Here is an 11,117-nt window from a genome sequence, read left to right as displayed (position 1 = left end):
GATCAATATGCGTATGATTCGTTACGCTATCATCCGGCGGCTCAGCCTTATGCCACCCCGGTTGTCGCCGGATGCACGGTTACAGAATCTGGCGAGCCGGAGCGAGTGAAGATTCAATTGATATCGCACAGAAGAGGAGACGGACAACGAGCCAACAAGCACGATGTCGCCGCGTTCATCCATAAGCATGTCGATGTCCCTACCTCTACCGTCCAGTCATTTCCTTTGGCATTTCGACTGTATTTGCCTTTGCGCAAAGAAGTCAGAGCGGCGTGGACTTCGCTGAAGCGCACCTATATTGCCCTGGGGCTAACCCATCTGCAAGCGTATTTGAATGAGTGCACCGTCCGCCGTCATCTTCGCATGTCCTTTTCCGAGGAAGAAATGCGTCAGAACTTGCTTCAGATGTGCTTGTCTATTCCAGCGATCCCTTACGGCCAGTTAATCAAGCGTCATCAGAAGACATTCCTTGCAACAGCGGCGTAAATAGAAGCGATCAGGGGATAATATGTCTTTATAATCTGTACTTGAACTTCTTATCCTCTTCAATTTAAATTTCACTTTCAATTCTGTGCGGTCTATTACTCTCTTTAACTTCTGTACCTTGTCTTCTTGACTCTTCACTAGGCTAGGGTCATATCAGCTTCAATCTGCTATATTAGTCATACTCCTAGTTCGTATTCCTAGGGCTATCTTAAGTTTTTTTCGATTCAAAAAGAACTTAATTCTCGACTGATTCCAAGCAGGCTGATCACCTCAGACAGAGCACTTTTTCGAAACAACGATTTCCCTTACTCTACCGCCTGACTCAAAGGGATAATCTTGAAAGGGAGGGCGACAGTATAGGTATGCCCCACCTGAGTTCTACAAAGGGCGCACACGGGAAAAACGTGCCGCTGCAAACGCAACCGCACGTCGGTCTTCCATCTGTGATTATGAAAAAAGTAAAGGTCAGGAACGATTTACCGCCAACGGCTCGGCCTTCCGCAACTCGGCATTGAGTGCTGCGGCATCTCGGATCGCTCGAGTGTCTCTGAAGATCTCCCCCGGCCTGCTGGCCTTCCCGATCACATAACCAGCAAACGGTAACCCTACGAAATCAAACGTGTACTGCAGCTGTTGAATGAGCGGCAGCGCTTTGATCCGCGGATTATCGCCGCCGACCACGACGGCATAGGCTGTTTTGGCCGCCATCCGCTCTTTAAAGTTGAAACGGACATCGCGCAAGCTTTGCGACCAGCGATCGATGAAGTTCTTCATCAAGCCGGATGGCCCGTACCAATATACCGGCGTGGCGAAGATCAAAATATCATGCTCCAGCACCTGCAGGATCAGCTCGTCGTAATCATCGTCCACGGGATCGAAGCCGCCTTCGTCGTGCCGTTGATCGTGGATCGGTTTGATTTCTTTCTCCCGCAGGATGATATTCGTATAGGGTAACCCCTCTAAAACCAGCCGCGTCAGTTCCTCCGTGTTCCCTCCATTCCTTGCACTTCCCTGAATGACAGCAATGCGCATTCCCTGCACTCCCCTCCGAATTCTCAAGCGAAACTTCCCGAAGTTGCGCCTGCTTTACGCCTATTTATTGTTATGCGACAGGCATCTGAAATATATGCAATCTTCATAAGTTTATGGCGTTTTTTCGGGAAACGTGCAGGGGGTTGTCTAATGATACGTAGGTAGAACGACACCGGGACCTGCCAAAGCTTCAGCAGAAGCTGACTTTGGCCCTGATCCGGGACTAGAAACCGCGCTATTCCGATTCAATCGCCAAACCTCGTTCCCGCCGAGGTTTACCGGATAAGCTCGGCCCCCAAATTCCAGCAGACCCTCCACCGTCCGAACGCTCATCCCGATGAGCGCTTTAGGCTCACCGCGTCGATCGGTGACGAGACGGGTCCCGTAGGGAAACCGGCAGTACGGCTCCCCGTCCCGGTATACGGTGCTGCCTTCACGCGTATTGACTAGCTCGAATACCGTGCCGTCCACTTTCCGGGCATACGCGGTTTCCTCGGCCGGTACTTCCCCGTGATCCATCGGATAAGGCAGCAGCCCGGTGAACCACAGCTCTTCCTCCGGCGTCGGCAGGATGCCGCACAACCGCTCCACATAGTCGAGCAGACACAAAATCGCAGGGGAGTAGGTCTCGGTGAAGCCTTCCTCTCCCGTCCAAGGGCTGAGGCACTGGGCGAAACGCTCCATGCGGGCCATCGCCGACAGAATCGGCTGCAGTACCCAGGTTAGCTCCACATGCCGCCCGTGGTACTCAAACGCATGCGGAGCACGGATTAAGCTAAGGAAGTTTGTCGTCCCCGCCCAGGTGTTGTAGGCCGACGACGGATCAAACCGCGGGTCGTCCATGGCAATCGAAGTGAAGGGATACTTGGCAAAAAACTTCCGCGTATTCAGCAAATATCGTCGCAGCGACGAAGCGAAAAATTCCCCGTCCCCCACCTCGCAAGCCAATACGCGCAGCAGCACGTCAGACTGGATGCGGACGAACTGTCCGCTCGCGTCCACGTCGTAGAAGAACCCGTCTTCCGCATCATAGCAATGATTCATCAGGCTGGACAGGCTCGCCTCCGCTTTAGCTGCCCACTCCGGTCCTGCTGCCGCCCCCAGCTCCGCGGCGATGTCCGCCAAATAACGCCGCTGACAGTAGACGTTAGCCGTCAGATCCGGCGCCAAAAACGGCAGCACCGGCGAGTCCGGATCGTACCGGCGCGGGTCGCCCAGATGCGACGTATCCGGCACATGCCAGAAGCGCGGAGATAGATCATGCCCCGTATCGAACGTGCAAAACGCCTCCACGCAGCCCGTCCCCCGCGTATCACGGAACGCGGCCAGCCAGGCGTCGTGCCGCTCCATGGCGCGGTACATCTTGTCCAGGAACTCCCGGTCCGCCCGGCCGTTCAGGCGGTAGTGGTTCCATACCGAGCGGGCCAGCGGCGTGACCATCTGGATTTGCCGGTATGCCGGTCCCGTGCCGGTCACCTTGTAGGGCATGAGGCCATCGGAGCGTTGGTAATCGGCAAACAAGGTGAAGGTCGCCTGCGCCACCGACGGCACAAAGCGGCTGAGCAGCTCGGTATTGATCGTGCCGGTGCTCTCCAGCCAAGTGCCGAGGTACACGCCGCCTTCATGCAGCACCGGCACGCCGCTCACCGACGGCACGATGCAATCGAGCAGCTTGCGCACGCCGGCGTAATAGACCCGCTCCAGCGGGCTCCCTTCGTTCGCCGCGAATTTGACGCCCGAAGCGGCAAACTCCTCCAGCACGGCTTGATCCGTGCTCTTACGCAAACCTTCTCCGCCTACAGCTGACACAACCTCCATCTTGCGCAACCGCTCCAACACGCCCATCTCTCCCATTTCCCCCATCTGTCCAACCTCACCTATCTCTGCACTTCTTTCGGATGCGCGTATAATCGCCCGTCCTGCTCCGTCACCGGGATGAAGATCGGACGTTCATTGGGGCTGTCGTTTGGCGTATGAATCGCCAGTCGCAGCTCGCCCGCGAACGTGCGGAACACCATCCCGTGGCCGCCGTCCCGTTTATACAACGGCTCTGCGTCCTGCACCCACGGGCCGGTAATGTCTCCACCAGCTTGGCGAGCGCAGCCGATCGTGTAGCCGCCGTCGCTAAAGCTGGACCAGAGCAGCAGCAGCTCGCCGTTATCAGCGCGGTACAGGAAGGGGCCGTCCGTGACGTAATTGGCCCCGCCGCGAATCCCTTCGGCCCATGGTGCCTCCGAAGCCCGGAACAATAGCACAGGCTCAGACACCGCCCGGTCCAGCTCGCGGCTTAGACGCACCGCGCAAATCTTCCCGTCCTGCACCTGCACCCATTCATGGCAGAATACCATCCAGGGCTCGCCCTGCGGGTCGACGTAAAACGTCCCGTCCAAGCACTCCCAATCGCGCGGCGTCAACGGCCCGTCCCCAAGCGGCTGGAACGGGCCCAGCGGGCTGTCCGCCACCAGCGTTTGCGTGCCCCGGCATCGGCCGTCTGCCTTGAAGGTGGCGAACATGTAGTAGCGCCCCTGCCACTCATGCACCTCCGGCGCCCAGTAGTTGAAGTCCGACCAGAAATCCGGCTCCGGGCGGAACGCCGGGTAAGGACCTTCCCATGCCGCCAAATCCGTGCTCACGTAAACGTCAAACCCGCGCGGTTTGCCCTTCCAGCACGTCTCTCCGATCGTGCCGTACATATAATATTTGCCTTCCGCCGGCATCGGCAGGAGGAACGGATCCCGAATATGGATGTCCGATAACGCCAAGGTCATAACCAATCCCTCCTAGAAGTCGTGTACAGTTCACCGTCCTGTCAGCTTACTTCAGCCCCGTCGTCGAGATTCCTTCGACGATATAACGCTGGAAGATCAGGAAGATCACGATGACCGGCGCAACCGCCACCGTCGACATCGCCATCAACGAGCCCCAGTTCGACGTGCTGGTGGAGTCAATTAACGAGCGCAAACCGATCATTACCGTAAACAGCTTAGGACTGTTCAGGTAAATCATTTGCCCAAAGAAGTCATCCCACGTCCAGTAGAACGTAAAGATCGATGTTGTTATCACCGCCGGTACGCACAGCGGCATAATGATCCGCGAATAGATTTGCCAAGATCCACAGCCGTCGATCCGGGCGCTTTCGTCCAATTCCATCGGCAGCCCGCGGATAAACTGCACCATCAGCAGTACGAAGAACGCATCCAACGCAAAAAACTTCGGTACCACGAGCGGCAGAAACGTATTCACCCATCCGAACGTGTGGAACAGAATATATTGCGGAATGAGCGTCACTTGAAACGGCAGCATCAGCGTCATCAGCATCATGCTGAACCAAAATTTCTGCCCCGTAAAATTTAAACGCGCAAAGGCAAAGGCGGCCAGCGAGCAGGAGATCACGTTACCGATCACCGCCAGCGCCGCAATAATAAAGGAGTTGATCAGGAAATGCCCAAACGAGTACCCTTGAATCCCCCGCCAGCCGTTGACGTAATTGGAGAGAGTGAAGGAGTCCGGCCACAATCCCATGTCCGAGAAGATTTCCGCATTGGGCTTGAATGAACTGCTGATCATCCACAACACCGGATAAATCATGATCGTCCCGATCACAATCACCACCACGTGTCTCCACAGTTTGCTTAAGTTTAGCCGCAACACCATCTATCTCAGCTCCTTTCGTCCTTGCCGTCGCCGTAATAAACCCAATACTTTGAGGAAGCGAATACGATCGCTGTAAATATCCCAATGATCACCAACATCACCCAAGCCATAGCCGAAGCGTAACCCATATTAAAGTAAGAGAAGCCCTTCAAATACAGGTACAGCGAGTAAAACATCGTCGAATCGATCGGCCCGCCATGGCCGTCCCCGATAATGTACCCGGAGGTAAATACCTGGAACGAGCTGATCATGTTCATCACCAGGTTAAACAGGATCACCGGCGACAACAGCGGCAGTGTGATCCGCAGAAACTGACGTGTCCGGCTGACACCGTCCACCGCCGCAGCTTCGTAAATTTCCCCCGGGATCTGCTTCAGTCCCGCCAGGAATATCACCATCGACGAGCCAAATTGCCAAACCGACAGCGCAACGATGGAATAAATAATGTAGCTCGGATTCGCCACCCAATCGGGTGCATTAATATGAAAAATTTCGAGAAACCGGTTAAACAATCCGTCGCCGGAGAAGATTTTTTTCCAAACTACCGCAATCGCCACGCTCCCCCCTAACAACGAAGGGATGTAATAGACGGTCCGATACAAACCAAGCAGCTTTAACCCTTTATTCAAAATAATCGCCACCGCCAGGGCGAACACCAACCGCAGAGGAACAGAGAGGAACACGTACTGAAACGTCAGCTTCAATGAATGAGTAAACGTGGCATCCCCCGTAAACATCTCCGTAAAATTCTGCATCCCAATCCAAGCCGGCGCCTTCAACATGTTATAGTTCGTAAAGGACAAATACAGCGAAGCCAAAATTGGCCCAATCGCCATGCAAAAAAATCCAATCAACCAGGGCAACAAGAACAAATAACCCGTTAAGTTCCGTTTCAAGGCTCGACGTCGCTTGGGCTTTACGATCGTTTGGGTTGCCACACCTGTCACCGAATCCATAAGTCAACACCTCCGTAACCATCATTCCTGGGTTCAGAAAAAGGGGAGCCCAGCGGTTCCCCTCTTCCTTGTGACAGGCTGGTTAATTTGTCGTAGCGCTCAAGTTCGCCTGTAAGATTTTTTGTCCCTGTGCATAAAAATCATCTGCCGCCTTCGCGATGTCCATCCGTCCGAACGCCACGTTCTGGCTGGCTTTCAGCAGCTCTTGCTTAAACTCGTTGGAGCCCGGAACGTTGTAAAGCAGGTCAACATCATCCACCGCCACGATATCCAGGTAATCGTAGACCACTTTATCCGTTTCGGAGGCTTCCGCCTTTAGAACGGCCCGCATCTCCGAGGAGACCGGCACACCGCGGTTGTTGCCGAGGATCTTCGCCGCATCGGGATCGTTCACCCAGAAGTCCATGAGCATCGCGACTTCCTTCGGATGCTTGGTATTGGCATAGCCCACGATGTTTTGACTCGATTGAACAGAGATCATGCTGCCGTTGGGTCCCATCGGAACTGGAATCAGCGTCAGCTTATCTTGGGACATTTTTTGGAAATCAGCAAATTGGTTTGTCGGAATAAACTGCATCGCCACTTGGCCTTTTGCCACCAGAGACATGCTGGTGTCGTCCGGATCAGCGGAGATTTGCAGCTCCGGCGTTACGATGCTGCCTGCTTTCCGCATGCCTTCCCAGAGCGTAAACCACTCGGCGACATCCGCCGCCTCGAAGCCCAGCTTCTTCTCCGGCTCATTGTAAATCATCTTGTCGCGCTGAGTCAGATATACCCCAAACTGGTCCATCTCGCCGGAATAATCGTAAGAGCCGTAAATGTCTTTGCCGGTAGCCGCAATCTGTTCATTGATCTTGATAAAATCGTCCCAAGTCCATTCCTTCGTCGGCAAAGGAAGACCGGCTTTCTCAAACAGCGCCGTGTTCGCAAGAATCGCTGTCGAGTTCGCCCCAATCGAGATCCCCCGCAGCTTACCATCAAACGTATTCACGTTGATGAGCTGCGGCGAAATTTTGCTGGTATCGACTTCATTGCCGACGTACGGAGTGATATCCAGCAGTACATCCCGGGTGGCATATTCCAAGATATTGCTCCCTAACGTAAACAGGTCCGGGGCCGTCCCCGATGCCAGCTGCGTATTCAGCTTATCGAAATATCCGTCAAAAGGAGAGAACTCTGGGATCACCTTGATGTTCGGGTGTTTCTCCTCGAACTTCTTCAGCATGGCCGTGGTAATGTCAGCCCGGGTTTGGTCCCCCCACCACATGACGCGAAGCTCAACTTGCTCCTCGCTGGCGGCGCCTCCTGCCTCCGACGGCTGGTTCGTATTCCCCGTAGTTACACTCCCGGCATTGTTGTTACCGGAGCCGCACGCCGAGACCAAGATGGCCGTAACAAGAAACAAACTGGCCAACAACATCGCCTTCGTCTTCTTCATCTCTTCCTTCCCCCTTCATGAGAATGGTCTTGCTGATTAAATGGTAGCGCATACAAAAAAGGAGAAGAATCCAATTTCTTTGGGCGTTGGACTTTTACTTTTTTTAGATGTTCTTATCCTTCTGCCGGTACTCGGACGGACTGATGCCAAATACCTTCTTGAATTTCGTGCTGAAGTAGCTGGCATTGGAGAAGCCCGTCAGCTCCGCGATATCGCTTAAGGACAGCGGGGTTTCGTCAAGCAGCTGCACCGCTTTGTTCATGCGTACATCGGTCAGGTATTGGAGAAAGGATTTGCCGGTTTTTGTTTTAAACAGATCGGACAAATAAGACAGGTTATAGTGGTACTGCTCGGCGATTTGCGACAGGTTCAGATCGTTCATGTAATTCAGCTCGATCATTTCCTTCATCGCTTCCACGATGGAGGGCTCCTCCCTCGTGCTGTCCCCCTTCTTCAGCGAAAACAGCGGCTCCGCCAGCCCATACAGGAACCCGCAGGCTTTGGATACGGTGCCGAGCCCCCATACTCGCTCCGGATCCAACCAGATCTCGTCCTTCTCCCGCAGCGCAAGCCCCATGGCATCCGCTGCCGCTTCGATGGCCAAGCAGCATTGGAAAATCAGCTTGATAAACTGCGGGTGCGAGAAAGCCAGCGCGGCGGCGAGCTCCTCCTCCACCAGCTTCTCAAACGCTGCCTTGCGGCCGTCGGCCAAATGCCGCTGCAGCAGCTTCAGCTTGTCCTGGGCCGCCAGCTGTGCCGGATCCGCCAGGCCCCGCGTAGGCTCCGCTCCGGCTTGCTGCGTGTGCCGGCTCATATACCAGGCCAGCACGGAGGAAAGGTACCCCTCCCGCCATGCCTCCAGACCTTGCACGGGTTCGCCGGCCATCACCAGCGCCTTCTGTTTCAAATAGCTGCGGACAATATCAGCCACTTGGCTGGAGAAGCTTTGCACAGCGGCTGGATCGCCCGGCACGATGGCAAACAGCAAGTCGGGATGCTTCGCTTCCCGAAAGACCGGGATACCGGGAGCAGAACCGGTTGTACCCGCCAGCTCGCGGCAAAGCAGCTCAAACGGCAGACGCAGGCCGGATTCCTCCGGCGCTTCTTCCGGTGCCGGCGGTAACCCGATCGCCACAAAACGCACCGGTTGCTCCGCCAGTTCATTTAAGCCAAACAACCGAACCCGTTCCGGCCACAGGTGGCTGCTGCCTGGATAAGCTCGGATCACGCTCTGAATAAATTGCTCCTTCATTTCCTCCAGGTAGCGGGACAGCTTCCATTCCGCCAGCTTCCGCTCCGCCTGCGCCGAGCGCTCCCGGTCCAGCTCAGAAGCGACCCTGCCCAAGGCTCCGGCCAGTTCGCTCCGCGTCACCGGCTTGAGCAGCAGGTCGCTGGCGCGATTTTTGATCGCCGCATGGGCGTACTGAAAATCGTCATATCCCGTCAGCACGATCAGACGAATATCCGGATATTGCCGGGAACAGCTTTCGAGCAGCTCCACCCCGTCCATGATCGGCATGCGCATATCGGTAATGATAATGTCGCAGTCCCCGGTCTGAAGCCACTCCAGCGCCTCCTGACCATTCCCCGCTTCCCCGGCGATCTGGAGGCCCAGCTGCTGCCAATCGATTTTTAGCCTTAGTCCTTGACGAATCTCCCGTTCATCATCAACCAGCAGCACGTTATACATCCGCATTTCCCTCCCCTATCGGCAAACTCAGTGTGATCGTCGTCCCTTCCCCGGGCGCCGATTGAATCGAAAACGCAAAGCCAGCTCCATAATAAAGCGCACACCGGGCCAAAATATTCCGCAAGCCGATCTGTCTCCCGCCGGTGCTTAATACCTGCTCCAGTTGGGAATGCTGGTACTCCTCGTTCAGCTGCCGCACCAAGTCCGGCTCCATGCCAACTCCGTTGTCGGCCACCTGCAAGAGCAGCCGTTGATCCTCCTCCCAAATCCGGATGCGCACAACGGCAACGTCGTTTTTGACCTGACTGTATTTCACGGCATTTTCCACAAGCGGCTGCAAAATAAACTTCACGATATACACCGGACGGTCCGGCACCGCGTTCTCCAGCGTCAAAACCAGCTGTTCCGCAAACCGATGGTGCAGAATCGCAGCGAAAGATTCGGTATACGTCACTTCGTCACGCAACGGGATCAGATCGCTTTTGGCATTCAGCGAGAAGCGCAGCATTTTGCCTAGCGATTCGATAACGTCAACTGCATCATCCGTTCGCCTCTGGATCACCAGACTGCTGAGTAACTCCAACGTGTTAAACAAAAAATGCGGATTAATCTGCATCAGCAGCGCCCGATATTCCGCCTGTTGCCGGCGCAGCTTCAATTCAAACTCGCTTTTCAAATGGGCGCGCAGCCGTACAATCATGTTACGGAACGTGGCCGTCACGAACCCGACCTCATGGTTCACCTGCTGCCGCTCAGGAATACGCTGCTCCGCCTGGGCGAACTCCCCGCGCTGGACAAGCCGCATCGCTGCCACCAAGCCGCCCAGCGGTTTGGTAATGCTGTAGGAAATCCAGACGGCCGCAAGGACAGCGAACACCAACAGTGTCCCGGTCGCCACCAAAATCCCTGATTTCAGATTGATCAGGTTGGCCAGCAGTTCATTTTCCGAGACCGCCCCAACGAGCATCCAATCGTTAAATTGCAGTTTTTTGTAGACGTAGATCATGTCCTCGCCCTGAGGTTTGGCATAAAATACGCCTTCCCGCGGCCCCCGCTCCCGGATCTCCCCCAGCTTGTTCAGGACCGGTTCGCTGAAATCCGATAACGGCTGGCCTAACAGCGGTTCCCCTTCGCCGCTAAGCAAAAAAATCGTACCATGGGTTCCGAGATGCACCTGGCTGAGCGGGTCCTTGAAGTATTCAGCGCGAACGTTCACCTTCATGATGGCGGTAGCTTGGGAAACGCTGAACGTCCCGATCGGGATCAGGAAGCTGATGACCTCATGCTCCTTCAAACGCACCGGTTCAAACGGATCCACCGCCGCCGGGGCCCAATGCTGCTCAGACTCGTAAAAATTTCGATACCAGTCCGTCTCCAAAAACGACGGGTCCTGCAAGATCCGGTTGTCCAGACCGACATACAGCCCGTCTTTGCGATAGATCGAGGCGGTGGCGATGATGGAATAGTTGTTCACCGTCCGGGTCAGAAACTTGCTGAGCTGGATATTTTTCAGCATCTTCTGCCCTTCGGACTGCGTGGGATCGGAGACAAATTCACTCCACTCATTCGTGATGTCACTGTTATAGATGACTGAGGAGAAATCGTAGATTTGGCCAATCGTGGAGTTGATGAGTGCGGTGTAGGCCGTCATTTTTTCCAATGCCGCCGTTTCGCTGTCAGAGCGCAGGATCGCGCTGGATTTGTTATAGCTGATCAGGAACATGACACAGAAGGAAATGACCAATAAGACGACAAATACGGCAATCAGCCGATTGCGCAAAGAAAAAAACATCGGGCGCCCCCCCTTATGCACAACACTATAACGAAAACGCCCAATTCCCGCAATAAGCGCTTACATAGG

General features: G+C 55.0%; 9 protein-coding genes. 1 reads left to right on the top strand and 8 read right to left on the bottom strand.

Translation table 11 applies throughout. The features are described 5' to 3' along the window. The coding region (locus M891_RS25890; RefSeq protein WP_028539840.1) for a hypothetical protein at positions 1-486 on the top strand (486 nt) is incomplete at its 5' end. Between the two features lie 465 nt (positions 487-951). Here the strand turns inward: M891_RS25890 and M891_RS0118405 are convergent. The 8 genes from M891_RS0118405 to M891_RS0118370 form a co-directional block, all read right to left on the bottom strand. Then, a complete protein-coding gene (locus M891_RS0118405) occupies positions 952-1,518 on the bottom strand; it encodes a flavodoxin family protein (protein ID WP_028539839.1) in 567 nt (188 codons plus the stop codon). Between the two features lie 147 nt (positions 1,519-1,665). Beyond that, positions 1,666-3,381 carry an MGH1-like glycoside hydrolase domain-containing protein gene (locus M891_RS0118400; protein ID WP_028539838.1) on the bottom strand — a complete coding sequence of 572 codons (1,716 nt, stop codon included), beginning with the start codon at positions 3,379-3,381 and terminating at the stop codon, positions 1,666-1,668. A gap of 14 nt (positions 3,382-3,395) precedes the next feature. Continuing rightward, on the bottom strand, positions 3,396-4,286 hold the full coding sequence (locus M891_RS0118395) for a glycoside hydrolase family 43 protein (protein ID WP_028539837.1): 891 nt from the start codon (positions 4,284-4,286) through the stop codon (positions 3,396-3,398). A gap of 46 nt (positions 4,287-4,332) precedes the next feature. Beyond that, on the bottom strand, positions 4,333-5,172 hold the full coding sequence (locus tag M891_RS0118390) for a carbohydrate ABC transporter permease (RefSeq protein ID WP_028539836.1): 840 nt from the start codon (positions 5,170-5,172) through the stop codon (positions 4,333-4,335). Between the two features lie 5 nt (positions 5,173-5,177). Further along, on the bottom strand, positions 5,178-6,128 hold the full coding sequence (locus M891_RS0118385) for a carbohydrate ABC transporter permease (protein WP_036700962.1): 951 nt from the start codon (positions 6,126-6,128) through the stop codon (positions 5,178-5,180). A gap of 82 nt (positions 6,129-6,210) precedes the next feature. Next, on the bottom strand, positions 6,211-7,566 hold the full coding sequence (locus M891_RS0118380; RefSeq protein ID WP_028539834.1) for an ABC transporter substrate-binding protein: 1,356 nt from the start codon (positions 7,564-7,566) through the stop codon (positions 6,211-6,213). A 103-nt stretch (positions 7,567-7,669) separates the two neighbouring features. After that, positions 7,670-9,256, bottom strand: a complete 1,587-nt coding sequence (locus M891_RS0118375) for a response regulator transcription factor (RefSeq protein ID WP_028539833.1) — start codon at positions 9,254-9,256, stop codon at positions 7,670-7,672. Further along, positions 9,249-11,048: a cache domain-containing sensor histidine kinase gene (locus M891_RS0118370; RefSeq protein WP_028539832.1), complete on the bottom strand. Its 1,800-nt coding sequence runs from the start codon at positions 11,046-11,048 to the stop codon at positions 9,249-9,251. Before M891_RS0118370 ends, M891_RS0118375 begins: the two co-directional genes overlap by 8 nt. Between the last annotated feature and the right edge of the window lie 69 nt (positions 11,049-11,117).

Source organism: Paenibacillus sp. J14, assembly GCF_000518465.1.
Lineage (GTDB): Bacteria > Bacillota > Bacilli > Paenibacillales > Paenibacillaceae > Fontibacillus > Fontibacillus barengoltzii.
Note: the sequence above shows the minus strand (reverse complement) of the source record. Positions and strands in the feature narration are given on the sequence as shown.